Annotated in this window: 14 protein-coding genes; 4 read left to right on the forward strand and 10 right to left on the reverse strand. The window is 58.4% G+C overall.

Annotated features, from left to right (window positions below):
- Nucleotides 1–56: 56 nt before the first annotated feature.
- Together B2M20_RS06425 and B2M20_RS06430 are read left to right on the forward strand one after the other, a co-directional pair.
- Complete coding sequence (locus B2M20_RS06425) at nt 57–1517, forward strand: sensor histidine kinase (protein ID WP_079446245.1); 1461 nt, start codon at nt 57–59, stop codon at nt 1515–1517.
- On the forward strand, nt 1514–4477 hold the full coding sequence (locus B2M20_RS06430) for a bifunctional [glutamine synthetase] adenylyltransferase/[glutamine synthetase]-adenylyl-L-tyrosine phosphorylase (protein WP_079446246.1): 2964 nt from the start codon (nt 1514–1516) through the stop codon (nt 4475–4477). The genes B2M20_RS06425 and B2M20_RS06430 overlap by 4 nt, the downstream gene beginning before the upstream one ends.
- Nucleotides 4478–4484: 7 nt before the next feature.
- On the opposite strand, the gene B2M20_RS06435 is transcribed toward B2M20_RS06430, so the two are convergent.
- From B2M20_RS06435 to B2M20_RS06445, 3 genes are all read right to left on the reverse strand, one after another.
- Nucleotides 4485–6791, reverse strand: a complete 2307-nt coding sequence (locus tag B2M20_RS06435; protein ID WP_079446247.1) for a PAS domain-containing sensor histidine kinase — start codon at nt 6789–6791, stop codon at nt 4485–4487.
- 203 nt (nt 6792–6994) lie between these two features.
- Complete coding sequence (locus B2M20_RS06440) at nt 6995–8377, reverse strand: cation diffusion facilitator family transporter (RefSeq protein ID WP_079446248.1); 1383 nt, start codon at nt 8375–8377, stop codon at nt 6995–6997.
- Nucleotides 8378–8512: 135 nt separating this feature from the next.
- Nucleotides 8513–8869, reverse strand: a complete 357-nt coding sequence (locus B2M20_RS06445; protein ID WP_079446249.1) for a VanZ family protein — start codon at nt 8867–8869, stop codon at nt 8513–8515.
- Nucleotides 8870–9149: 280 nt separating this feature from the next.
- On the opposite strand from B2M20_RS06445, the gene B2M20_RS06450 reads away from it, so the two are divergent.
- Nucleotides 9150–9449: an HU family DNA-binding protein gene (locus tag B2M20_RS06450; RefSeq protein WP_079446299.1), complete on the forward strand. Its 300-nt coding sequence runs from the start codon at nt 9150–9152 to the stop codon at nt 9447–9449.
- Nucleotides 9450–9569: 120 nt separating this feature from the next.
- On the opposite strand, the gene B2M20_RS06455 is transcribed toward B2M20_RS06450, so the two are convergent.
- The 6 genes from B2M20_RS06455 to B2M20_RS06480 all read right to left on the reverse strand — a co-directional run bounded on the left by B2M20_RS06455 (nt 9570) and on the right by B2M20_RS06480 (nt 23504).
- The gene (locus B2M20_RS06455; RefSeq protein WP_087881126.1) at nt 9570–12065 is read right to left on the reverse strand and encodes a glycogen/starch/alpha-glucan phosphorylase; all 2496 of its coding nucleotides are present in this window, start codon (nt 12063–12065) and stop codon (nt 9570–9572) included.
- A 190-nt stretch (nt 12066–12255) separates the two neighbouring features.
- Entirely contained in the window at nt 12256–14019 is a 1764-nt protein-coding gene (treZ, locus tag B2M20_RS06460; protein ID WP_079446250.1) for a malto-oligosyltrehalose trehalohydrolase, read from the reverse strand.
- Nucleotides 14016–16094 (reverse strand): glycogen debranching protein GlgX, encoded by a 2079-nt coding sequence (glgX, locus tag B2M20_RS06465; RefSeq protein ID WP_079446251.1) that lies wholly within the window; start codon nt 16092–16094, stop codon nt 14016–14018. Before glgX ends, treZ begins: the two co-directional genes overlap by 4 nt.
- The gene (glgB, locus tag B2M20_RS06470) at nt 16091–18241 is read right to left on the reverse strand and encodes a 1,4-alpha-glucan branching protein GlgB (protein WP_079446252.1); all 2151 of its coding nucleotides are present in this window, start codon (nt 18239–18241) and stop codon (nt 16091–16093) included. The genes glgX and glgB overlap by 4 nt, the downstream gene beginning before the upstream one ends.
- Nucleotides 18238–21522, reverse strand: coding sequence for a maltose alpha-D-glucosyltransferase (treS, locus tag B2M20_RS06475; RefSeq protein WP_079446253.1), 3285 nt, complete (start codon nt 21520–21522; stop codon nt 18238–18240). The genes glgB and treS overlap by 4 nt, the downstream gene beginning before the upstream one ends.
- 8 nt (nt 21523–21530) lie before the next feature.
- Nucleotides 21531–23504: an alpha-1,4-glucan--maltose-1-phosphate maltosyltransferase gene (locus B2M20_RS06480; RefSeq protein ID WP_079446254.1), complete on the reverse strand. Its 1974-nt coding sequence runs from the start codon at nt 23502–23504 to the stop codon at nt 21531–21533.
- A 128-nt stretch (nt 23505–23632) separates the two neighbouring features.
- On the opposite strand from B2M20_RS06480, the gene malQ reads away from it, so the two are divergent.
- Nucleotides 23633–25576: a 4-alpha-glucanotransferase gene (gene malQ / locus B2M20_RS06485; protein ID WP_079446255.1), complete on the forward strand. Its 1944-nt coding sequence runs from the start codon at nt 23633–23635 to the stop codon at nt 25574–25576.
- Nucleotides 25577–25695: 119 nt separating this feature from the next.
- Here the strand turns inward: malQ and B2M20_RS06490 are convergent, their stop codons facing one another.
- On the reverse strand, nt 25696–26208 hold the full coding sequence (locus tag B2M20_RS06490; protein WP_079446256.1) for a TIGR02281 family clan AA aspartic protease: 513 nt from the start codon (nt 26206–26208) through the stop codon (nt 25696–25698).
- Nucleotides 26209–26251: the final 43 nt, after the last annotated feature.

The raw sequence follows: 26251 nt of genomic DNA on the forward strand, positions 1-26251 counted from the left end.
TAACAGCGTTTCGATCAATGGACGGCAGTAACCCTATGGTCCAAGAGTGACGATCCGTGACGGCGTTCGGTAAGCTGTTCCGTACCACGGCGTTAAGGCTGACGTTGGTCTATCTGCTGTTGTTCGCGCTGTTTGCGGCCTCCCTTCTCGGGTACTTCGCCTGGAATACTCGCCGCCTGATCACCGATCAAATCACGGCGACAGTCAGCGAGGAAATCGACCTGCTCACGGGCGTGTTCAACCGCCGCGGCTTGCGCGGATTGGTTGGCGCCATTGAAAATCGGGCGCTGCGACCCGGTTCCAACCTTTATCTGGTGACGACGCCGGCAGGACTGGCGGTGGCGGGCAATGTCGGGTCGCTTCAGCCCGGTGTGATGGAGACCGCTGGCTGGGCCCAAACCGCCTATCGCCGGTTGGACGAGCAGGACCAAGCCCATCACTACGCGCTGGTTCGCGTGACCGAACTGTCGAACCATTTCCGGCTTCTGATCGGCCGCGATCTGGAGGAGCGGCATCGCATTATCGGCGTGGTTGCTTCGGCCGCGCAGTGGTCGCTGCTGATCGTCGTGGTCCTCGGCCTTTGCGGCGGCATCTTCGTGGCGAGGCGGGTGCTGCACCGGATCGACGCTATGACCGGGACCACGAAGCGCATTATGGCCGGCGACTTGAGCGGCCGGCTTCCGGTCGGTCGTAGCGGCGACGAACTGGACCGGCTGGCGGAAAACCTCAATGCGATGCTCGAACGCATCGAAGCGCTGATGAATGGATTGAGGGAGGTGTCCGACAATATCGCCCACGATCTCAAAACGCCGCTCACGCGGCTACGCAATCGCGCCGAGGAAGCGCTCGCCAAGTCCGGCAATGAAAGCGATTATCGCGCGGCATTGGAACAGACTATCGAGGAATCCGATGGTTTGATCCGCACCTTCAATGCGCTCTTGATGATCGCCCGGGCGGAATCCGGACATGCACGTGACAACATGGCCGATTTCGACGCGGCAGTGGTCACGCAGGGAATTCACGAACTCTACGAGCCGCTAGCCGAAGACAACGGGCTGAAACTCCGCGTTCAGACCGAGTTTGCGCCGCTGCATGGCAATCGCGAACTGATAAGTCAGGCGCTTGCAAACCTCGTCGAAAATGCGATCAAGTACGGGCAGCCGGCCAAGCCTGCGCAGCCGCCCGACGCGGATGAGGCCGCGGCCGGCGGCACGATACTGATCGAAGCTCGCCATGACGGCGATCGGATTATTCTCGCCGTAACCGACCATGGCTGCGGAATTCCCGAAGCCAACCGCAAGCACGCGGTCGAACGGTTTGTGCGGCTCGAGACCAGCCGGACCCTGGCGGGATCCGGGCTCGGTCTGAGCCTGGCGTCGGCGGTAGCCAAGCTGCATGGCGGCGATCTCACGCTCGACGATGCGCAGCCGGGTCTGCGCGCCACGCTGTCGCTCCCCGCGCGAAGCGCCTCAGGGCTTGCAGCCCCGACGGTGGACGTGCAACAGATTGATGCATGATTTCATCCGTTAAGGGCGACGCGGACGCGGCCTGTCTGGCGGCGCGTCTTGCGGACGGACCAAAACTGTTCGCGCCTATCGAGACCGAACGCCGGCTGGAAGATTGGCTGTCCGATCTGACACCGCAGCAATCGGGCGAGATCAGGACGCTGGCCGGTACATTTCCGCAGGTCAAAGCCATCCTGCTCGGCATCGCGGAGTCCTCGCCCTATCTTTTTGATCTGGTGTGCTCCGATCCCGACCGGATGCTTCGTCTGTTACAAGGCGATCCCGAAGGCCGTCTCGGGCGGCTGATCGCCAAGATTTGGGAAGCAGCGGAGGCCGCCGATGAAGCCGAAGCCATGCGGCGGCTTCGGGCGGTCAAGGCGGAGGCCGCGCTGTTGATTGCGTTGTGCGACATCGGCGGGGTATGGCCGGTGATGCAGATCACGGCGGGATTGACCGACATTGCCGTCGCCGCGGTTCAGAGCGCGTTGCGATTCCTGTTGCGGCAGGAGACGGGGCGTGGCCGTTTGAGCCCTCCTGATCTCGACTATCCAGAAGGCGGCAGCGGCCTGGTGGTGCTCGCAATGGGCAAGATGGGCGCCGGCGAACTCAACTATTCCAGCGACATCGATCTGATCGTGTTTTTCGATCTTGCGGCTCCGACGCTCGCGAGCGGGATCGAGCCGCAGCCCTTCTTCGTGCGCCTGACGCAGGGACTTGCGCGCCTGCTGCAGCAAAGGACCGGTGACGGTTATGTTTTCCGGGTCGATCTGCGCCTGCGGCCGGATCCCGCGTCAACGCAGGTCGCCGTCTCGACCGCCGCCGCGCTCGACTACTACGAGCGGGAAGGACGGACCTGGGAGCGTGCCGCCATGATCAAGGCGCGGCCCTGCGCCGGCGACCAGAAGGCTGGCGAGATCTTGATCGCGGAGATATCGCCCTTTGTCTGGCGCAAGCATCTCGATTTCGCGGCTCTTGCCGAAGTTCACGACATGAAACGGCAGATGCAGACCTTCCGAGGGCAAAGCGAGATCGCGGTCGAAGGCCATAACGTCAAGATCGGACGCGGCGGTATCCGCGAGATCGAGTTCTTCGCGCAGACGCAGCAGTTGGTGGCTGGCGGGCGGCACCCCGAATTACGGGTGCGTCCCACGCTCGATGCGCTGAATATTCTCGCTTCAAGCGACTGGATCACCCATCAGGCCCGGGATGAACTGACCGCCGCATATCTGTTTCTGCGAAGGGTCGAGCACCGCATCCAGATGGTCGCCGATGAGCAGACCCACGCTCTGCCCGCGGACGCCGAAGCGATGGAGCGGTTCGCTCGCTTTCTGGGGTTTGAGGATCGGGCGAGTTTTGCCGCAGAGCTGCTGGCGCACCTGGATTGCGTGCAGGGACACTACAGTCGGTTGTTTGAGGGCGACCCCGCGGGTGCAGAAAAGCTCCCGGTCGCGGATTACAGGTCCGGACCCGACGACCCGCGACTTCTCGATCATCTCACGAAGCTCGGTTTTAAGCAGCCGAGAATGGTTGCCGACACCGTCCAGCAATGGATGGCAGGCGGATATCGAGTCCTCAAGGCCGAGACGACGCGTATCGCGTTTGAAGCATTCGTGCCGACGCTGATCGACGGTTTGGCCCGTGCCGAGGAGCCGGATAGCGCCGTGGTCACGTTTGATCGTTTCCTGCAAGCGCTGCAGCGCGGCGGTCGGCTGATATCGCTGCTGAGCCAGAACAGGGATCTCGTCGCGCTGGTTGCACTTGTGCTCGGTGCGGCGCCACGTCTCGCTGATATGCTGGCTCGACGGCCCCAGATCATGGACGGGCTGATTGATCCTCGCTTTTTCGGCGCCATGCCGGATCGGCTTGAGTTGTCCACGCGGCTCTCGGCCACGCTCCAAGACGCGGATTCCTACGAGGAATTTCTCGACCGCATACGGCTGTTCGGCCAGGAAAGCCTTTTTCTAATCGGCACCCGCATCCTGTCCGGTACCGTATCTGCGCGGCAGGCGGGACATGTGTTCGCCGATGTTGCCGAGGGTATCGTTGATACCGTGCATGGGCTGGTGAATCACCAGTTCGTAAATCAATACGGCCAGATCTCCAGGCAGGAGACTGCGATTGTTGCGATGGGCAAGCTTGGCGGTCGCGAAATGACTGCATCGTCCGATCTCGATCTCATCCTGCTGTATGATTTCGATTCCGATCATCCGGATTCCGACGGGGCGCGGCCGCTGCAGGGCGCGCAATACTTCGCGCGCTTCACCCAGCGTCTTATCAGTGCATTCACCACCCGAACGAACTACGGCGTTCTCTACGAGGTCGATATGCGGCTGCGCCCGTCAGGGCGTTCCGGTCCCGTCGCCTCGCATATCGATTCATTTGCCGAATATCAGGAGCATGAGGCGTGGACATGGGAACACATGGCGCTGACGCGGGCGCGTGTGATTTCGTCGTCGCCCGACTTTTGTGAGCGGATCGAGCGAGTTATTCGCGATATCCTGATGCGACCGCGCGACGCCCGTCTTATCGCCAGCGATGTCGCGGAGATGCGCCGCGCGATCGCGCTGGAAAAAGGCGAGGACGATATATGGGACCTGAAAAATGCCGCTGGAGGCATGGTCGATATTGATTTCATCGCGCAGTATCTTCAACTCGTGCACGCTGCGGACATGCCGGACATTCTCAACGTCGATACCCAGCAGGCCCTTGATAACGCGCAGCGGCTTGGCGTGCTGTCGTTGCCGGATGCGGAAATCCTGCGGCCAGCAGCGCGGCTCTATCACGACCTGACCCAAATCCTGCGGCTCTGTGTCAGCGACAAATTCAATCCGGAAACGGCAGGCGATGATCTGTTGCCGGTGCTGGCGCGAGCGGGGGACGCTCCCGATTTTTCGGCGCTCGAGGCGCGCGTTCGCGATACTCAGGCAGATGTGCGTGCCGTATTTCTCAGATTGTTAGAAGGCAAGACTTGAGCTGCGCTCAGGCCGCCGTTCGCTCTTGGCAGTGACGGGGCAGGGTGACGCGAACTACCGTCCCCGCACCGGGTTTCGAGCGAAGCCGCATCGAGCCGCTGTGTAGGCTGACCAGCGACTTGGCTATAGCAAGGCCAAGGCCAGATCCCGCGTGGATTTTGGTCAATTGGCTTTCGACCTGCTCGAACGGTTTGCCAAGTTTGCGGAGCGCGTGTGATGCAATGCCGATTCCAGTGTCGGCAATCGTCAGAGTTATAGAATTCTCGAATATCTTGCTTCGCGCCATGACTCGCCCGCCGTCCGGCGTGAATTTGACTGCGTTGGAAAGCAGATTGACGATGATCTGCTTGACCGCGCGACGATCGGCATGGATGGAGATGTCATCATCGCTTTTGACGTCGAAGGTCAGGCCCTTGTCGCTGGTGCGGCCCGAGACGACCCGCAGCGATTCGTCGAGCACCCGGGTGAGATCGAGTGCCTCCAGGTCAAGATTCATCCGGCCCGCTTCAATCTTGGACATATCCAGGACGTCATTGATGACCTCAAGGAGATATTGGCCGCTAGCCAGAATGTCGCGGCAGTATTCGCTGTACTTCTTCGAGCCGAGGGTTCCGAACATGCCGTTGCTCATGATCTCGGAAAACCCGATGATGGCATTAAGCGGCGTTCGCAGTTCGTGACTCATGTTGGCGAGGAATTTTGATTTCGCCCGATTGGCGTCTTCGGCACGATTTTTCTCATCCGCGTACTTCTGTGCCAGGTCCGCGAGTTCGATGGCTTGTTGCTCAAGCGTTGCCTGCGTTCGTTTAAGATCGATAACGGTCGCCCGCAGTCGGAGGTCGTTTTCGACAAGCTTTTGCTCATGCTCCTTGATACGGGTGATGTCCGTTCCAACCGACACATAGCCGCCATCCTTGGTGCGGCGTTCGCTGATGTGAAGCCAATTGCCGTCTGCGAGCTGCGCATCAAAGGTGTGCGACTCCAATATCACCGTTCCGGTTTCGGACTGCCGCGCCCTGATTTCGGGCATGCGGCCGACCTCGACCACGGTCTCGTAGGGGGTACCGACCACAACCGCGCTGTCCGGAAGCTTGTGGAGCCGCTGGAAGTGAGAGTTACAAAGTACCAGGCGGTCGTCTGCATCCCACAGCACAAAGGCCTCGGGAATGGATTCAATCGCGTCTCGCAGCCGGAGATCGGCTTCGACCGATCTTTCCGCGAGGCTCTTCTGTTCCGTGATATCGACGGCAATCCCGATCAGATGAGCGCCGCCGCTCGCATTGCGACTGAGTTCGCAACGGACGCGTAACCAGATCCAGTGTCCGCTGTTATGTCGCATCCGGAAACTTTGATCGATATGACCAATCTTTCCCGAGATGAGCTGGTCCGCTATTTCGAACAGGTCGATGTCTTCGGGATTCACCAGTGAGGTCACCTCGCCGAAGGTGAGTAGGTCGCTGCGACTTTCCAGTCCGAGCAAGGTGAACATCGATTGCGACCAGAAGATTCGGCCGCGCGACAAATCCCAATCCCAAAGTCCGCATCGGCCGCGATTGAGCGCGGTATCGATGCGACCACGGACCGCATCATTGATCAGATCACCTTCGCGAGCTCTGGTAGATTGCCAGTGAAAGGCAAAGCCTAAAATCAGGACCACGAACCCGGTCGTGGCCGACAGGGTGATCGACAACGCGGTGTCCGGGCGCCACACTGTGTCGGCTTCCTGAACGACGGTGACCTGGCCCAGCAATGATCTGACGACTCGCTGGACCGCAAGCGCGCTGCTGCCATCCAGCAGGACGATGTCGGCGACGCTTGCAGGCGACGTGCCGCGCAAGGCCGGCGATTGTGTGATGTTGATGAGTTCGAATATCCGGCCACTTTCGCCGGATTCGGTCCCGATCGGCACCCGCGCGAGAACGCGTTGATCAGCGCCGGTGACGATGACGTGGCGACCGGCGGCAACGCCCCAAGATGGAATGAGCTTTGGCAAAAGGTTTTGGAGGCGCTCGATAGAGGCGGAGCGCTTTTGATCGACGACGCCGGCATGCTCAAGCTGTTCTGCCAGAAGATCGGCAAGTGCCAGCAGATCATGTTTCGTCATTACCTGCTTTTGCCGCGTCTGATCGATGACTTGCACCAGCGCGCCAACGCATATCGTCACAAGGAAAGCGATGATCAGGGCTGGGACGGCACGTCGAAGCAAAGGCTCGGCGGTCAGCAGTCTACGATAGGCTGGTTTCGCGATCGATTGCGCCAATCCTTTGATCGAATCGGATTGAGCGCAAGCGCTCGCCGCCTGAGCGCGCGCCATGCCTTTAGCCCCCGTGTGAATTTTTCCGCACATCGGAGTAATTTCTGACTTCTCCGAATCACTCCGATTTGAATCCACTTTTTTGAATCTGTCGAGAGTCAACGATTCGTTAACGCGAAGAATTTTGTCCAACAGAGAAATTCAGTACCTAGCTGCCGTTGCCGCTTGAGTCCGAAACGAGAACATGTGAGCGGCGAGGATTTTCAGCTTTCGCGCGGTGGCTCCGCGTGGCTGATGACGCGCTTAACGCTCGGGAATGCGCGACGCAGAGCCCGTTCGATCTCATCGACGCTTTCGTGCACCTTGGCGACACTCATCGACGGCGCGGCGCGGCAATGGAAGTTGACGATTTCGCCGGCTTCGGTGTCTCTGACTCGCACGTTGTGAATGTCGTGGATCGCCCCGCCGGCGGCGAAACCAGACAAGGCTGTCCGGATGGCGTGGATACGCGTGGGGACAGCATCGGTCCCGAGCGGAAGCTCAGGCTCCAACGGCTCGATGTGCGTATCCACTTCGACATCTGCACCGAACTCGTGACGAATATCATGCTCCAGCCGATGCGCGATTGCATGGGCATCCACCAGGGGCATTTCGCCGTCGACCTCGAGGTCGATGCTGACCGTCAGCTTTTCTCCAAGGTCATGCACCGTGACGTGATGAATCGCGAGACCCGAATTGCGAGCAATCACCATGATGCGTTCGCGTACGCTTTCGTTGTCGCGAGCGACCGGTATCGCAGTAAACGTCAAATCAGCATCGCCGAGAGCGGCGGACACTGCGTTCTGCGCCTGCTGTTTGATGGCGTCGATGCGGTCGATCGGATAGGTTCGAGGGACTTCGGCGGTCACATCGACGAAATGCCGAGGACCGACCATTCTCACCCTTAGTCTCGCGATGCCGACGACATCCGGCAGCGCTCTGATCGCCGCGTCTGCTCGTTCGGCAACACCATCCGGCGCACGATCCAGGAGGGTTTCGATGGTGGCGCGTCCGAGCCGTAAACCCAGAATGGAAATCAGGACGGCGACGCCGATCGCAGCAGTGGCGTCGCCCCACGCGTAGCCCAGTCCAGACAGCGTTAACCCGATGATGACCGCGATGGATCCCAGGACATCGGAGGCAAAGTGCAGGGCGTCGGCCTCCAGCGCCTGACTGCGGGTGTCGAGCGCGGTTCGGTGCAGCACACGGGCGCGCCAGGCATTGACGACAATGTCCGCGACCAGCACGACGAACGGAATGGCGGAGAGGGTCGGCGGCGGCACGCCTTCGCGCAAATGAACGTAAGCCTGCACCACAATGCCGCCGGCAAGGACATACAGCATCGCAATGACACCGAGGGCCGAGAGACTCTCGATTTTGCCATGGCCATAATGATGTTCGGCATCGGCGGGACGGTCGGAAATCCGCACCACAATCCACGTGACGATCGTGGCGACCAGATCGATCGAACTGTGCAGCGCCTCGGAAATCAGCGCCAGGCTGCCGATCGCAATTCCGACCACGAGCTTGATCGTCGCCATGCTGGCGCTGGCCATCATCGAGATGGCGGCGACTTTGGTTTTTGACTTGGAGGCAAGGCGTGACATCTGCGGGGTTTAGCAGCCCGCCACCCAGGATAAAAGCGCGGCCCGATTGCGCAAGCGCCTTTCATTTGCAGACTCTGTTATTGCGAATTGTTCTGATTATAAAGCGGTTGAGCTGCGGTTAACGACGCTCATGTGTTATCGGGATACTGATCCACGCAATCGCGCGGTAAGCCAGCCGATCGCGGCAGCGCCGACAAGGCCGAGACACGCCGCCGCGGCATCAACTAGAAAATCCTCTAGCCGCGCATGGCGGCCGGGCGCCCACAGTTGCATGATCTCAAGAAGGCCGATCAGGAGGATGGCTACCGCCGCGACGCGTAGCCGTCGCTGGGGAAACGAAAGGCCCACCGCGAGACCAAGCAGAATGAAGGCTAGCGCGTGTTCGCCATCTTGTCCGAGCGGGGCATGCGGACGATAGCGCGCCGGCCCGAGTGTCGCGAACACGACCGCCGTGATCAGAACGAAAGCGCCGATGCGGAAGAAAATCTTCATCGCTGGCGCATAGCACAATTTGCCGCTACGGGAAGGCCGCGTGAACCGCAGCCGCGCTTTACATCTGCGGGCCGCGCCGGCCCGAGTCGAAGCATTCCTGAAGGCGGCTGCGGGCAATTCCTGCTCGTCGAACCGCCCCCGACCGTGGTTTTGCTTGCAAATCGCTGGGGGAGACCAGCCCTGCGGTCGAAGTAAGCTGTTATAAATCCCACAAGGCGTGTTTTTTTCGTTGGATTTGGAAATATTGTTTTCTGGGCCGAATCAACAGACAGGATCGATGATGGCAACCCAGATGACGAAATCGCAGCTCGTTGAGAAGATCTCGGCTCAGGCCGGATTGTCCAAAAGTGACGTAAAGGGCGTTCTCGAGGCGCTTGCGACGACAGGTTACAAAGAGCTTAAAAAGACCGGTGTCTTTTTGGTTCCGGGTTTTGCGAAGTTCGTGGTTATCAAGAAGCCGGCGACCAAGGCGCGCAAAGGAACCAACCCTTTCACCGGTGAACCCATGACTTTCAAGGCGAAACCCGCCCGAAAGATCGTCAGAGCGCGGCCGGTCAAGGCTGCGAAAGACGCGGTGTGATGCAGGGGCCCTTCGGGGCCCTTGTTTTTCCAAGCGCTGGTTCGATGTTGAGGCTTGCCTACGGTTCATCCGCAGGTGCCGATTGGGTCGAGGTTTTTGCCGGTATCTCGGTAACCGGTATCAGGCCACGGGTATGTTCCAGATGTCCTCGGCGTATTCCCGGATCGTGCGGTCCGAAGAAAACCAGGCCATGCGCGCGACATTGAGTATGCTGGAGTGAGTCCATTCCGGACTGTCCCACTTTGTGTCGACAGCGCGCTGCGTGCGGTAATAATCGTCGAAATCGGCAGATACCAGATAGTAGTCCAGAAACCGCAGCGCGTGAGCAATGGGCACGAAACGCGAAACGTCATCCGGCGAAAATACACCGCGCTCGATGGCCTCGATCACGCCAGCCAGTTTCGGCGACGACGCTATGACATCGGTTGCATCCAGCCCCATGGCGCGGCGTCGTACAACTTCATCCGCTTTCATGCCGAAGATATAGATATTTTCTTCGCCGACATGTTCGGCAATTTCAATGTTGGCGCCGTCGAGCGTTCCGATTGTGATTGCACCATTCAGCGCGAGCTTCATGTTGCCGGTGCCTGACGCTTCCATGCCTGCGGTGGAAATCTGTTCGGACAGATCGCTCGCCGGGACGATTACTTCAGCAGCGCTGACGTTGTAATTGGGAATGAAGACGACCTTGAGAAGATCCCTGATTCGAGGATCGTTATTGATCACATTACCAATGTCATTGATGAACTTGATGATGAGCTTGGCCTGCCGGTAGCTCGCGGCGGCTTTTCCGGCGAAAATCTTGACGCGCGGCGTCCAGTTGCCTTGGGGGTCCGCCAGGATGGCCTGGTAAAGGGCGACTATCTCAACCGCGTTGAGAAGCTGGCGCTTATACTCATGGATGCGCTTGATCTGGACGTCGAACAGTGCCGACGGATCGGCGACTATCCCGAATTGTCTGGCTATGATCTGGGCGAGCGCAGTCTTGTTGGTTCGCTTTATGGCTCGAAATCGCTGTTGAAACGCAGGGTCATCCGACAACCTCTCCAGCATCCGTAACCGTTCGGGCTCATCGAGAACTGCGGCTCCGCATGCATCCTGCAGCAGGGAGGTGAGTTCCGGATTGCACTGATGCAGCCAGCGGCGGAAGGTAATTCCATTGGTCTTGTTCGTAATGCGATCCGGATAAAGGCTGTTCAGATCGGAAAATACGGTCTCACGCATGAGTTCGCTATGCATGGCTGAAACGCCATTGATGCGATGAGAACCGACGAACGCAAGATGACCCATGCGGACACGACGGCCGCCGGTCTCGTCAATCAGCGACACCGAGGCTTGCGACCGCGTGTCTGCTGCAAAATGTTTCTCCGCAGCTGCAAGATGATTCACATTGATCCGGTAAATAATATCGAGATGCCGCGGCAACATCCGTTCGAACAGTTCGACCGGCCATGTCTCGAGCGCCTCAGGCAACAGCGTGTGGTTGGTGTAGGAGATTGTCTTCGTTGTGATGTCTAAGGCATCGTTCCAGCCAATGTGATATTTATCCATCAGCAGCCGCATCAGTTCGGGAACGGCCAGGCTGGGATGGGTGTCGTTGAGCTGGATTGACGCATGGGACGGCAGAGACCGGAGATCTCCGTCGGTGTAGAGATGACGGTTGAGAATATCCTGCAACGAGGCGGAAACAAAAAAGTATTCCTGACGCAGGCGCAACTCGCGCCCGGCTGGTGTCTCGTCGCTTGGATATAGAAATTTCGATATCGCTTGTGCCCGCGCCATCTCGGACATCGCGCCGAGGTGATCGCCGCTGTTGAAGGTATCGAGGCGCATCGGATCGACCGCGCGCGCGGACCATAGCCGCAGCGCATTGACGTGACGGCCGCGCCAGCCGACGATCGGCGTATCGTACGCGATCGCCTGGATGGTCTCATCGGGTATCCATCGTGTCTGGCTTTCCTGCCCGTGCTTCTCAATGCGATCGAGATGTCCACCAAACTGGATGTCGAACACGACATCACCGCGTTCGAACTCCCACGGGTTTCCTGAGAGTAGCCACTGCTCCGGAAACTCTTCCTGCCATCCGTCTGAAACAATCTGGCGAAACAGCCCGTGTTCATAGCGGATGCCATAACCTCGTGCTGGAATCGCGAGCGACGCCATGCTTTCCATGAAACATGCGGCAAGTCGGCCGAGGCCGCCGTTTCCGAGCGCCGCATCCGGTTCGACATCGCGTAACTCGTCGAAGTCGATACCGAGATCCTCGATCGCCATTCGGAATGGTCTCATCAGCGACATATTCGTCAGCGCGTCTGTCAGCAACCGTCCGATCAGGAACTCAAGCGAGAGATAATAGACGCGCTTGGCGCCATGATTCTGAGTGGCCCGATCGGACTTGAACCATTGGTAGACGATGCGATCACGTAGCGTCAGCGCCGCCGCTATGTACCAGTCGTGAATGTTGGCATGTTTGACGTCCTTTCCCGCCACCAGAACGATCTTGGACAGGATCGCACTCTTGATTTCCGCGACGATGTCATCGTCTTCAAGCTCGGGCCACGCCGATGCGTCCTCTTGGAGGCGACGAAGTCGCTTTGGCGAAATCTCTAAAACCATCCAATCTCCCGATCTGTTTCCGCCTGGATCACTCGTAAGCCGCAACTGGCACGACTTAGAGTATGTGACGCCTTCTGCAGTCCGGGATCAACTGGCGGTTTAGCAGCGTTGACCTTTCGTTTTCGACTATATCGTTCCTGTTCTGTCTGTGGAACCTTTGTTCACCGCTTACGCGCGGAATGCCTGTTTATCAGGTCGCTCCCACGGACCAGAAAACTGACCATGCCGGCAGGCGTGCCGGCAACTCACCACCCCAAATCGGTCGCCCCGGCATCGGCGACGTGTCATCAGTCACGTTATGATCCGAAATATTGGCGCGAAGGTGCAACTGTGCGCCGTTGCCCAGCGACCAGCGTGCGATCAGCAGACGGTCGTTCTGGCAAAGCTCAGCGGAAGCGAACATTGCGTTGCCAAGATGCGGCATGAGTTCATTCCGGCGGACCTGCAATAGCCGCTTGACGAGTGCATGACGCGGTAGGTGCTGGCCTGGGTCGGGCCAAGCAAGAATCGCCGCTTCGAATGTGGACAGCGCCAGGGGATCCGGCACGTCATTACCGAACATTTCGTAGGCGCTGGCGAATTCCCTCCGCCGGCCTGCTCGTACCGCATCGGCGAGATCGCCCTTAAAATCGCAGAAAAAAGGGAAGGGCGTGGTTGCTCCCCATTCCTCGCCCATGAACATCAGTGGCGGCATCGGCGCTAGCAATGTGATCGCTAGCGCCGCCTCGATAGCACGCGCGTCAGCGGACCATTCGAGTCGATCGCCCAGCGCGCGGTTGCCGATCTGATCGTGGTTCTGAAGGAAGTTCACGAAAGCGGCCGGGGGCAGTTCGCCGATCAATTCTCCGCGAGCTCGCCCGCCGCGATGAGCAGAGGCCTCGCCCTGGTAGGCAAAACCCGTCCGGAGTGTTCGCGCGAGAAGATGGCGTGGATGGATGGCATAATCTTCATAATAGCCGTGGGTTTCCTGAGTGAGAATGACGTGCCACACATGATGGTAGTCGTCATTCCACTGTGCGCGATACTTCCCGTTCGGCACACCTGAAGAAGGATCGAGCAGACCCGCGCGGTTATCGTCGTTCTCCAGCACGAGGTGGATATGGCGTCCATCTTGCCGCGCCAGAATCCCGACAGCGCGGCTGATATCGTTCAAGATTGACGGCTCGCCTGGCTCGGGGATGGCATGCACCGCATCGAGGCGAAGACCGTCAAATCGATAGTTGCCTAGCCAGTGCAATGCATTGTCGACGGCGAACGCGCGAACCTCGGGAACGCGATAATCAATTGCCGCTCCCCAGGGAGTCTTTACATCACAAAAAAAATGCGGTGCGTAGCGCCCCAGATAATTTCCCTCCGGCCCGAAGTGATTGTAGACGACATCGAGAAAGACCATCAGGCCACGCAGATGAGCCTGATCGATCAGTTCTCTCAGATCGTCCGGCGTGCCGTAAACATGATCAGGCGCATACCACATCGCGCCGTCGTAACCCCAATTTCGCGATCCAGCGAAGTCGGCGAGCGGCATCAACTCGAGGGCGGTGATTCCAGTTGACGCCAGATGGTCGAGCTTGTCGATCATGGCACGATAGGTGCCCTCAGGCGTAAAGGTACCGACATGGCATTCTAGGATGACCGTTTCATGCCATGGCCGCCCACGCCAATCGATTGCCTTCCAACGGAAACGGCGGTGGTCGATAAGTTCGCTCCGACCGGACACATCATCGCGTTGATAGGATGACGCCGGGTCCGGTACGTCTAGCTCATCATCGATCCGGTAGTGATAACGCGTACCGGCGCTTGCTGCGGCCACTTCCGCGACGAACCAGCCGCTACTGTCTTTTTCCATCATATGTGCGGTATCGGTAACGATGGCCACTTTGCCGGCTGCCGGCGCCCACAGCCGGAACGTTGCGCCGTCTGGCGTGAGAGTAGAGCCGAAGCGGCCGACGCTCATGGCTGGCCTGCGAACGCGATGACACTGCGAGGCGGTGCCTGCATGGTCGCGTTAGGGTGGTGCGAGGCGACGTCGATGTCGTCGTTCGTGGTATGAAGCACGATCGACCACGTCTTGTACTCTTCCAGGTTCGGAATTTTAAACTCGATCGGCTCCGGCGCCGCGTTGAGGACGATGTAAAGCGCCTGCTGGTGTGGCTCCGTGGGTCCGAGCACGTAGGAAAGAAACCTTCCTTCGGGGAAACTCCAGTCAGCCTCGGTCATTTCGTTGCCTTCCGGCGTGAGCCACAGCACGCCGTAGGAACTGTCTATCCTTTTCCCTGTCACCCATTGTCTTGACCTGATCTGGGCAAAGCGCCTTCGGATTGCGGTAAGGCGTCCGATGAGGTCGGTCAGGTCGTTGTCCTTGTCGCCAAGATTGCTCCAATCGATCCAGCCGATCTCGTTGTCCTGGCAATAAGCGTTGTTGTTTCCACTCTGGCTGTTGCCGACCTCGTCGCCCGCAAGAAGAATCGGCAACCCTTGGGCTAGCAGCAGGCACGCGAGCTGGTTCTTGCGAAGCTGACGGCGGAGCGTCAGGATTACAGGATCGTCAGTCGGCCCTTCGTGTCCACAATTGTTGCTGAGATTATCATTGGAGCCATCGCGATTGTCCTCGCCGTTGGCTTCGTTGTGCTTCTCGTTATAGGAAAACAGATCCGCCATGGTGAAGCCGTCATGGACGGTGACGTGATTGATGCCGGCGCGCGGTGCGCGGTCGTCATGATTGAAAAGGTCGGATGATCCTGTCATGCGGCCGCTGACATCGCCGATCAGATTTCCTTCGCCGGCCCAGTAACGGCGCATTGTGCTGCGATACCGGTCGTTCCATTCCGACCATTGCGAAGGAAAGCCGCCGACCTGATAACCGCCGGGGCCGACATCCCACGGTTCCGCGACCAGCTTAACGTTAGCGAGAACGGGATCCTGCCGGATTGCATTGAAAAAAGCGCTGTTGCGGTCGAAACCGTGAGGGCCTCGCGCCAGTGTGCTTGCGAGATCAAAGCGGAAGCCGTCGATGTGACAGACTTCGACCCAATAGCGCAGCGAATCCATAACCATCTGGAGCACGCGCGGATGGGTCAGATTTAGCGAATTGCCGGTTCCTGTGAAGTCGTCATAGTAGCGGGGATTGTCCGGCATCAGCCAGTAGTAGGAGGCGTTATCGATGCCGCGGAATGACAGAGTCGGGCCAAGGTGATTTCCTTCGGCGGTATGATTATAGACGACGTCGAGCATGATCTCGAAGCCTGCGTCATGAAGACGGGCCACGGACATGCGGAATTCGTCCAGCGCTGCGTCCTTCGCGTAACGCTGCTCCGGCGTGAAGAACGAGATGGAGTTGTATCCCCAGTAGTTGCTTAGCTTGCGCTCGACAAGGTGGCGATCGTCGACGAAGCCATGAATCGGCAGAAGTTCGATCGTGGTGACGCCCAGGCGTCGAAGGTGATCGATCATGGCCGGCGCAGCCAGCGCACCGTACGTGCCCCGGAGTTCTGGAGGAATATCCCGGCGCGTCTTGGTCAAGCCCTTGACGTGAGCTTCGTAGATGATCGTGTCTTCCCAAGCGACACTGGGCCGCGGCTCACGCCTTCCCCAGTTGAAGGTCTCGTCGATGACGGTGGCTTTAGGCATGGCGCGAGCGTTGTCGCGTCTGTCGAAGGATAAATCCTCACGCGGACTTCCGGCGCGGTAGGCGAAATGTGCATCGCTCCAGACCAGTCGCCCGCTGATCTTCCTCGCATAAGGATCGAGCAGCAGCTTGTGAGCATTAAACCGATGGCCACGCTGAGGATCGTAGGGGCCATAGACGCGGTAGCCATAGAGCTGCCCGGGCGCGACATCGTTCAGATAGCCGTGCCAGACGTTTTCGGTGTGCTCGGGCAGGGCGATACGCTCGATCTCTCTGCGGCCCTTACTGTCGAACAAGCAAAGCTCGACCTTTTCTGCGTGAGCGGAAAAAAGTGCGAAATTCGTTCCGCGGCCGTCCCAAGTCGAGCCGAGGCGGACATGTGTACCTTCTGAAATTCTCGTCATGCAGTTTCCGGAACCAGAAAAATCACCCCAAGAGGCGGCAACGTCAGCCTGAGCTCGGGAATGATTTCCCCTGATGTCTCGACCACGCCATCATTTCCGACGTTGGTCCCACCATAATGAGTGGAGTCGGTGTTAAGCGCTTCGCGCCACCGCCCGGTGAAGGGGACGCGCACGCGATAATCGCAATGGACCGTCGGTGTAAGATTCGCGACTATGAGACAGCGGGCCCGCCCGCTCTCACCCTTTCGCATCCATGCGAAGACGCTGTGATCTGCATCGTCGGCTACAATCCATTCGAAGCCGGCTGGATCGCAATCGAGTTCGTGCAACGCCGACACATCGCGATAGAGCGCGTTGAGATCCCGAACAACAGCCTGGACCCCTTGGTGACGAGCTTGATCGAGAAGATGCCAGTCGAGCGAGTGATCGTGGTTCCATTCGTGCTCCTGGCCGAACTCAGCCCCCATGAACATCAATTTCTTGCCGGGGTGGCCGAACATGAAGGCATAATAGGCGCGCAAGTTTGCGAACCGCTGCCAGTCGTCGCCCGGCATGCGGCCAAGGATGGAACGCTTACCGTGCACCACCTCGTCGTGCGACAGCGGCAGAATGAAATTTTCCGAGAACGCATAGTGTAGTCCAAACAAAATTTGATCATGGTGGTGCTTGCGGTGAATGGGGTCCTTGCCGAAATAGCTTAACGTGTCATGCATCCAGCCCATGTTCCATTTGTAACCGAACCCTAAACCGCCGAACTCGGTCGGTCGCGAGACCTGTGGCCAAGCCGTCGATTCTTCAGCCACGGTTGTAGCGTTCGGAAATCTGCCAAATACTTCCCTGTTGAACCGGCGCATAAATTCGATGGCTTCCAGATTCTCCCGGCCGCCGTGCTTGTTCGGAATCCATCCGCCTTCGGGGCGGCTGTAATCGAGATAGAGCATCGACGCGACAGCATCGACGCGAAGACCATCCACGCCATAGCGTTCAAGCCAGAACAGTGCGTTAGCGACGAGAAAATTGACAACTTCGGTGCGGCCGTAGTTGTAGATGAGGGTATCCCAATCGAGGTGGCGGCCCTGCAATGGGTTGGCGTGTTCGTACAGAGCCGTTCCGTCGAAACGGCCGAGCCCGTGCGGATCGTCAGGAAAATGGCCTGGCACCCAATCCAGCAAAAGACCGAGTCCTTCGCGATGGCAGGCTTCGACCAGATATGCAAAATCGGCGGGCGTGCCGAAGCGGCTGGTCGGGGCGTAGAGGCCGGTTGGCTGGTAGCCCCATGAACCGTCGAACGGATGCTCGTTCACCGGCATCAGCTCGATATGCGTAAATCCGAGGCCGCGTGCATAGCGCGGCAGGGTCTCGGCAAGCTCACGATAGGATAGCCAGCGATTGCCGTCGCCACGGCGCCATGATCCAAGATGAACTTCATAAATCGAGATAGGTGCGTTACGTGCATTGATCGTGGTGGCCGTCGGTGTCGGGCGGGGCAAGGCTGTTTCGTCGAATACGATCGACGCCGTGTTCGGACGGACCTCGGCAGCGAACGCCATCGGATCGGATTTCAGCGGGAGCAGAAAGCCATCTTGAGTCGTAATCGCGAATTTGTAGCGATCACCCACCTGCGCACCGGGGATGAACAGTTCCCAATATCCGTTACCCCGCACACGCATCGGGTGTCGGCGTTGATCCCAGCAGTTGAAATCGCCGACGACGGCCACGGCCCGAGCGTTCGGCGCCAGCACGACGAATCCCGTTCCGTCCACCCCCTCCATCGTTATGGGATGAGCGCCAAGCTTGTCGTACAGCCTCTGGTGCGTTCCTTCTCCGAGCAAATAAAGGTCGAAATCATTTAGGATGGGCGCAAAGCGATAAGGGTCCTCAAGCTCAACCATGTCGGCACCATACCGAGCGCGGAGACGGTAGTGCTCCGCCCCGTCCGGTAAATTTCCAAGGAAAAGTCCGGCGTCATGAATCCGCGTCAGAGGGACCTCTTCGCCGGTCTCATCGACCAGGCGTACTTCGGATGCCTCGGGTAGATAAACGCGAACCACGTTGCGATCTGTCTCGCGATGACAGCCGAGATAGTGAAAGGGGTCCGAATGTCGCCCTTCAACGATGGCGCGTGCTTCGGATGACAATTCGGTCATGCCCGATCTCGCTTCCTGTTGCGCAGCACCCGTAGTGCGCCATCCAGCGCGACCCGCAGCCAATCTGGGCGATGCGCCAGCTCGTAGTCGATCTCATAAAGCGCCTTCTCGAGCAGGAAGAATCGCAGCATCCCGCCTTTATCGTCCAGCTCCTCCGGCCATAATCGCGAATCGGACATCGCTTCTTGATAAGCGGCCATAAAGGTCTGCGTCGCCTCGTCACGCCATGCCGACAAGGCCTCCGTCAGTCGTCCATCGTCGTCCGCTCCGGTTTTTAGAACGCGCTCTTGCGCCGAGGTCACGGAATAATCGATGGATCTGATCAGCCCGGCGACATCACGAGCTGCCGGCGCCTTCATCCGCCGCTCGGAAAGGCTTCGTCGCGGTTCGCCTTCGAAGTCGATGATAAAGACGTCGTCGCGAACGACGAGAACCTGCCCTAGATGAAAGTCGCCGTGATGCCGGATATTGTGCATTTGAATCGATGACGGCAGCAACTCGGTGAGCAAGCCATGCAAATCTGGGCGGAGACTCTGGATTTCGTCGACAAGAATCCGATCCGCTTCCGAAAGTTTAGCTTGAGCGAGTCGATCAAACGTTTGCTCCGAACGTGCCATCAGCCGATCGATAAAATGTGCGATATCCGAAGCGGTCACAGGCTCAGGACTGAAATTCTCGATATCGTCGCGGCTGGCCAGTGCCACGTGCATTTCCGCGACGCGCTTACCGATTTGCATCATGTAACGCTGATAGGCCGCTTTTTCTTCAAGCGCTGGAGCTGAGTCGTTCGCCCCGACGAGCCGCTGTTCGTCGACGAAACGATCCAGTGCGGCGCTGCTGACGGTCCATGCGTCGCCCTGGTTACCGACAAAGGCATGAACGATAGCTATGGCGGCCTGCACGTCAGGTCCCGTCAACTCCACGCTGCCAAGCAGAGCGGGCGTATTGGTAAATCCAGCAACGTCCGTCAGGAAGCGTCCCACTTCCACTTCGGGATTGATGCCATTCTCGAGCGTTCGGTAGAGTTTGACCACAAATTTTTGATCGACCAGCGCGGTGCTGTTCGACTGTTCTGTCTGAACTGCTCGCACGTTCTCAATGGGCTCCTCCGCAATCGAAGCCAGCCGCTCCGTAGGAATGTAAGCAAGCCTCAAGTGACCTTCCTCAAAGGTTGCACAGTGGCGCAGATCGTCGATGATGCCCGCGATCAGATCACCTTCATAGGCGGCGTCGATCAGCGTTCCTTCGCGCGAGCCCTGCCGCACGGCGGCGAGGTTTTTAGCGTCATAGTTTCGGCGGTCCAGTCGATCCCACCGGATTCGGATCGGTATCGCGTATCGCCCTGATTGTCCGCGATGGGCGGCGTCGAAGATCACGAGCCACGGCCTGGATTCCTGGTCCTTCGTAAGTGGTATCGCCGCCGGCACGCGCGCAGTGATGGCGCCAGCGGATCGCTCCGGAAACCAGCGCGCGCGGGCGAGATGGGATGGCAGCACATCACGCTCGAAGATCGAGCGTGTCCGTGCCAGCGACATCCAGGTTGCACCCAGCGGTACGACCAGCGTTTCGTAATCAGGTACGGTCGCGGTCGCAACGTTCGGGGACGGCGGTTTTTCATTCAGCCGAAACCAATAGAATCCATAAGGCGCGAGCGTAATTAGGTACGGCAACTCGCCGATATCGGGAAAGGTCGTTCGTCCCAGCATTTCAAGCGGTGAACGACCTTTCCAGTGGGACAGATCGAGTTCGGAGGCTTGCGCTGATCGCGACAGGTTGGCGACGCAGAGCACGACCTCATCGTTGTATTGTCTCACATAAGCGAGAACGCTCCGGTTCGAAGAGCGCGCAAATGACATCGTTCCCCGGCCGAAAGCGTGGCTGGATTTGCGTACCGAGATCAGCTTCTTCATCCAGCTCAGTAACGAAGAAAGGCTTCGCGACTGGGCCTCTACATTGACAGACTCATAGCCGTAGACGGCATCCATGACAGGAGGAGCATAGAGCCGCGCAGGATCGCATCGAGAAAATCCACCGTTGCGATCCGGAGTCCATTGCATCGGGGTGCGAACGCCGTTGCGGTCGCCGAGATAGATGTTGTCGCCCATCCCGATTTCGTCGCCGTAGTAAATGATCGGCGTTCCCGGAAGCGACATCAACAACGAATTCATCAGCTCAATTTTGCGCCGGTCGTTATCCATCAAGGGCGCAAGGCGGCGGCGAATACCGAGATTGATGCGCGCGCGAGGATCTGCGGCATAGGTCGACCAGAGATAATCACGCTCGATATCGGTCACCATCTCAAGCGTCAGTTCGTCATGATTTCGTAGGAACATCGCCCACTGACAACTGTCGGGAATGTCGGGCGTCTGCCGCAGAATGTCAGTGATCGGAAAGCGATCCTCCTGAGCTATCGCCATGTAGATGCGCGGCATCAAAGGGAAGTGATAGGCCATATGGCACTCATCGCCATCCCCGAAATAGAACTGAACATCTTCCGGCCATTGATTGGCTTCGGCAAGAAGAACCTTTCCTTTGGCGTAGGCATCAAGCTCGGCGCGAATATGTTTGATCACCGCATGCGTTTCAGGGAGATTTTCGTTGTTGGTGCCCTCACGCTCGCAGAGATACGGAATGGCATCCAGCCGAAACCCGTCGACGCCCGTGTCGAGCCATCGCTTCATCACCTGGATGACAGATCGGACGACCCGCGGGTTGTCGAAATTGAGATCCGGTTGATGACTGAAGAAGCGATGCCAATAGTAGGCGTTGGCTTCGGCGTCCCAGGCCCAGTTCGACTTTTCCGTGTCTGTGAATATGATCCTGGTGCCCTGATATTTTTTGTCGGTATTGCTCCAGACATACCAGTTGCGCGCGCTCGATCCTGGTGGACTGCGCTGGGCTCGCTTAAACCATCTGTGCTGATCGGATGTATGATTGATAACGAGTTCGGTAATAACGCGTAAGCCACGCCGCTTTGCTTCCGAGATGAACCGGCGGAATTCCTTCATGGTGCCGAAATCGGGATTGACCGAGCCGTAATCGGCAATGTCGTATCCGTCGTCGCGCCCTGGCGATGGATAAAACGGCAGTAACCACAGAGCGGTAACGCCGAGCTCCTGAAGGTAATCAAGCTTGTTGGTCAGACCTACGAAGTCGCCGATGCCGTCGTTGTTGTTGTCGGCGAATGCCTTGACGTGAAGTTGATAGATAATAGCGTCCTTATACCAGAGATCGTCGGTCTGGACGTATCTGTCGGCATCTATCTGCGACATTTCGTTCATAACGGACCTCACGCCAGACATTGAAACAAGAGCGCGGGATCGCGTAATGGATCAAGTCTCAATCGTACCCCGCCCCACTCAATGGCGTGACGCTCGCAGGTCATGAGGTTTTCGATTGCGACGGGAGGCTTTGATCCATTCACGGTCTCCATCCGGATCGACTCAAGCGGAAGCCAGAGTTCACGGCTCTCGCGCGAAAGCGCGATGGCCCCGACGATCGTGTTGGAGCCATCGTCGGATTGCTTGGTGAAGGCGATGATCTGATCGTTGTCGACAGGGAGAAACCTCAGATTACGAGTTTGCAAAAGCGCCGGATTGGTGCGCCGCGCCCGATTGAGCGCTGCGATGTAAGATTTGATATTTCCGGGTGCATCCCAGTTGCGAACCTTGATCTCGTACTTCTCCGAGTTGAGATATTCTTCGCGCCCCGGAATGGCCTCGTGCTCCAGAATCTCGAAGCCGTTGTAGATTCCGTAGGTACTCGACAGCGCAGCTGCCAGGGCAACCCGAGACTTGAACATCCACGGCTCGCCACTTTGCAGATGGTAAGGCAGAATGTCTGGCGTGCTGACGAAAAAGTTGGGCCGGTAATAGTCGCGCTCAGGATATCCCGTCAGTTCGTTGAGATAGGATTCAATCTCTCCTTTCTGGGTTCGCCAGGTAAAGTAGGTATACGATTGTGTGAAGCCGAGCTTGGCGAGACCCTTCATGACCTTGGGTCGGGTGAACGCTTCGGCAAGGAAGATGACGCCGGGATCCTTGGTCTGGACCTCACGGATTAGCCATTCCCAGAAATTGAACGGCTTGGTGTGCGGATTGTCGATTCGAAAGATGCGCACGCCCTGATTGATCCAGAACAAGATCACATCGCGAAGCGCGTTCCACAGTGACCCTGCGTCCTCGCAACCGAAATCTGGATTGACAATATCTTCATATTTTTTGGGTGGATTTTCCGCATAACGCATCGAGCCGTCCGGAAGCCGCTTGAACCAGTCGGAATGCTGGGTGAGCCAGGGATGATCGGGCGAACATTGCACGGCGATGTCGAGCGCGATCTCCATGCCATGAGTCTTGCAGGCTGCTATCAACTCCCGGAAGTCGTCGAAAGTACCGAGATCGGGGTGAATGGCATCGTGCCCACCTTCCTTGGAGCCGATGGCGTAGGGGCTGCCAGGATCGTCGTCGGCGGCCGTCAGCGCATTGTTGCGCCCCTTCCGATTAGTTCTGCCGATGGGATGAATTGGCGTGAAGTAAAGGACGTCAAATCCCATGGCCGCGATATCGGGCAGCCGAGCAATACAATCCCGGAACGTGCCGTGCTGGCCGGGGACGGCACTCTGGCTGCGTGGCACCATCTCGTACCACGCTCCCGCGACGGCAAGGGTGCGGTCGACCGTCAGCGGGTAAGACCGGGAGCGTGTGAGATCGGACCGGACACAACCTTCGGCCATGGCGCTCGTCAATTCCGGCACGAGCAGGCTGGCGGGGTCACCCTTGTGAAGAAAGTCTTCGCATTGACGGAGGATGATCGCGGTCGCGTCCTTGTCGCCATACTGCGCGCGCGTCAGCAGCGCGGCGCCTTCGAGTGCGTCGAGGGTGATGTCCTGACCGGCCTTCTGCTTGAGTTCGAAATTACGCTTCCAGGTGGCGAATTCGTCGGTCCAGGCCTCTATGGCATAAACGTAACGTCCTGGTTCGGCCGGTGCGAGGATTCCAAACCAGCGATCATTGTCTTGCAGGGTCATAACCGACCTTTGCCAGTCGCGATCCTGCTCATGCCGCCATATCAACTGTGCGACGATGACGTCATGCCCGCTTCGGAAGATGTCGGCCCAGACATCGATCCTATCGCCAGCGAGGCGCTTAACGGGAAAGCGTCCGGCGTCGATGCAGGGATAAACGTCTTCAATATGAAATGTGCCGACGGTTGCGCCTCTTTCGTCTGCACGCAACGGCATGCTTTTTTGCGTCGATACGGACATCACGCGCCAGTTAACCTGCTGATGAATAATGAAAGACTCGAAAGCTAACCCCAGGGCAGCCGCAAAGTTCCCGATGGAACTGCCCTTTTGTTCCCGAGTTTGTTCCCTCTGTGAGGGCCGGTACGGGGATGGATATCTATTCAAAAGCGCGCGATTTGGGCATCAATCTGGACTTTGTCGACGGACTAGGCCGCCGTCATCTCCTGGAAAATGATCGATTGCGCGCCTTTATTGAGAGTTTGCCATCGCCCCCGCGCCATCGCTTCTTGAAACAGCCCGTGGTCATCGTCGCCGACAAGGCTAAGTCTCGCATTCCTGTCGAAGCCGAGGCTAACGGCATCGCCTGGCGACTCGTGCAACGTGATGCGGTGCTCGCTCAAGGATACATCGCTTCGGCAACGATCGATATCCGGCGTTCAATAGCGGTCGGTACTTATCGATTGGAACTCGAAAGTGGCAATGGCACCATCATCGATTCAGTTCCCTTGCTGGTCACGCCTGAAAAAGCCTTTCAAGGCTCGTTCGAGCGCGTCTGGGTCCTGTCTGTTCAACTGTACGCGCTGTCATCGTCGCGCAACTGGGGAATTGGTGATTTCACCGATCTTGCATCGCTGATCGAACTGTCCTCGGATTGGGGATGCCAGGGCATCGGCCTCAATCCACTTCACGCCCTGTTCGATGACCGCCCTCTTGAATGCAGCCCCTATGCGCCAAACAGCCGGCTGTTTCTTAATCCGCTTTATATCGATCCCGAGCGGATGCCGAATTTTTCGAGCGCGTGGCTGAGGCAGCATCGTGAACAACTCGATCGGGTCCGGGAAGGCAAACTGGTCGATTATGCGGCGGTTGCGAAACTGAAATACGCCGCATTCCGGCAGGCTTTTTCGGAGTTTCAGCATGATCAGGCCGCGCAAGCCGCATTCGAAATCTTCAGGAAGGAGAGAGGCGAGCTGTTGAAACGCTACGCCTGCTTCGAAGTGTTGCGGCGGAAATTCGGTCCGTCGCCTTGGTGGCTGTGGCCGGAAGAGTGGCGCCACCCGACTGATGCCGGAATTCAAGCCATATGCAGCGGCCTACAGCGCGAGGAGGTGAAGTTCGTCGAGTTCGTGCAATGGTGCGCGGCGGCTCAGCTACAGTCATGCGCCGATCTCGCTGCTAAACGCGGAATGGCGGTCGGGCTTTATCTGGATGTCGCCGTCGGTGTTCAGGCCGGCGGGTTCGACGCCTGGAATGAGCAGAATGCCATCTCGCGCGCGCTTTCGGTTGGAGCGCCGCCAGATCAACTCAACACGTCGGGGCAGGATTGGGGATTGGCGGGATTCCATGCCGCTGGCCTCGAGGCGAGCGACTTTGCACCGTTTCGGGAGATGCTGCGCGCTTCGATGCGTTTCGCGGGAGCCATACGGCTGGATCATGTGCTCGGTCTCAGCCGGCTTTACTTGATACCGGCCGGAGCATCGCCTCTACAGGGAGCATATGTGGAGATGCCGTTGCAGGCGATGCTCGGCGTTATCGCGCAAGAGAGCGTCGGCCAGCGTTGTATCGTCATCGGCGAGGATCTTGGAACGGTACTGGAGGGTTTTCGCGACAGTCTTGCGGCATGGGGTGTGTGGTCTTACAAGGTGATGATGTTCGAACGCGGCAACGATGGTGCTTTTATTGAGTCGTCGGAATATGCCGCGAATGCGCTTGTCACCTTCACGACGCATGATCTTGCGTCCTTCGCCGGCTGGCAATCGCATTCCGATCTCAGGGTGAAGCGGGAGCTTGGGATCGATCCCGGCGAAACCGACGCGGAGCGGACGAATGCGCGCCACGCGTTCGAATGGAAGCTCGGTGAAGAACATATCGCAGCGAAGAATTTTCTTGGGGCCGTTGAATTTCTCGCGCGCACGCCGTCTCGCATTCTCGCGATCGCGCTCGACGATCTGATCGGATTGACGGATCAGCCGAATATTCCAGGTACGGTGAATGAGCACCCCAACTGGCGAAGACGAATTCCAGTCAAGTTGGAAGATCTGGACCAACACATCGACCTCGGCGCGCTCCGACACGCGCTCCGTGATCGCTGAAACAGCGTTTGGGATAATCCAGATGCTCAATATGCTAAGCGGCTACGACGCATCACCTAAAGAATGGACCGTCAGGAACGGGCTTATAGCCCTAACGACAAGGACGCAGTCAGAGCGGCTCAGGGATAGCCGCGCAGCATCAACCGGTCCGCGCGAACTTCCCAACTCTCGAGTCGATTGAGGAAGCTCATCCCTAAAAGGTTGGCTTTCATCTGGCCGCGCGGCACGACGAGCGCAGGCACGGATCGCTCGACAAGTTTCCCAACTGCGAGCCTGTCGAGCGTCAGGCGAGCGGCGCGCGCTCGCCCGCCGGCGGTCTCGACATCGACATCGTAGTTCAGCAATTCCAGCGGTAATCCGGCAGCCTTCGCCGTTTCGTAGGTGAGGACGACGGACGTTGCGCCGGTGTCAATGATCATTGGCGTCTTCACGCCGTTGATCTTTGCGTGAAGTGTAAAATCGCCGTTCTCTGTCCGAGGAATCTGGACGCTCCGTGGGGGGCTCGCGGCGGCCTTGTGCAGCATCGTCGAGACCAATTTTCCCGCAGCCGATATTCGTGCGGGATCCCCATAGGCAACCACCGCTCCGGCGGTTGCCACCAGCATTCCGATCACGAGCAGGATGCGGATCACAACGCACCTGCCGCGTTTTCGGCCAGACCTGGAGTGCGAGTCG

Source organism: Nitrobacter vulgaris, from assembly GCF_002028545.1.
GTDB classification, from domain to species: Bacteria; Pseudomonadota; Alphaproteobacteria; order Rhizobiales; family Xanthobacteraceae; genus Nitrobacter; species Nitrobacter vulgaris.

What these genes read in the sequence shown, in the direction of transcription:
- B2M20_RS06430 (WP_079446246.1), top strand. Translation starts at nt 1,514, where the DNA reads ATGATTTCATCCGTTAAGGGCGACGCGGACGCGGCCTGTCTGGCGGCG.
- B2M20_RS06480 (WP_079446254.1), bottom strand. Translation starts at nt 23,504, where the DNA reads ATGTCCGTATCGACGCAAAAAAGCATGCCGTTGCGTGCAGACGAAAGA.
- treZ (WP_079446250.1), bottom strand. Translation starts at nt 14,019, where the DNA reads ATGAGCGTCGGCCGCTTCGGCTCTACTCTCACGCCAGACGGCGCAACG.
- B2M20_RS06445 (WP_079446249.1), bottom strand. Translation starts at nt 8,869, where the DNA reads ATGAAGATTTTCTTCCGCATCGGCGCTTTCGTTCTGATCACGGCGGTC.
- B2M20_RS06455 (WP_087881126.1), bottom strand. Translation starts at nt 12,065, where the DNA reads ATGGTTTTAGAGATTTCGCCAAAGCGACTTCGTCGCCTCCAAGAGGAC.
- glgX (WP_079446251.1), bottom strand. Translation starts at nt 16,094, where the DNA reads ATGACGAGAATTTCAGAAGGTACACATGTCCGCCTCGGCTCGACTTGG.
- B2M20_RS06435 (WP_079446247.1), bottom strand. Translation starts at nt 6,791, where the DNA reads ATGGCGCGCGCTCAGGCGGCGAGCGCTTGCGCTCAATCCGATTCGATC.
- glgB (WP_079446252.1), bottom strand. Translation starts at nt 18,241, where the DNA reads ATGACCGAATTGTCATCCGAAGCACGCGCCATCGTTGAAGGGCGACAT.
- malQ (WP_079446255.1), top strand. Translation starts at nt 23,633, where the DNA reads ATGGATATCTATTCAAAAGCGCGCGATTTGGGCATCAATCTGGACTTT.
- treS (WP_079446253.1), bottom strand. Translation starts at nt 21,522, where the DNA reads ATGAACGAAATGTCGCAGATAGATGCCGACAGATACGTCCAGACCGAC.
- B2M20_RS06440 (WP_079446248.1), bottom strand. Translation starts at nt 8,377, where the DNA reads ATGTCACGCCTTGCCTCCAAGTCAAAAACCAAAGTCGCCGCCATCTCG.
- B2M20_RS06450 (WP_079446299.1), top strand. Translation starts at nt 9,150, where the DNA reads ATGGCAACCCAGATGACGAAATCGCAGCTCGTTGAGAAGATCTCGGCT.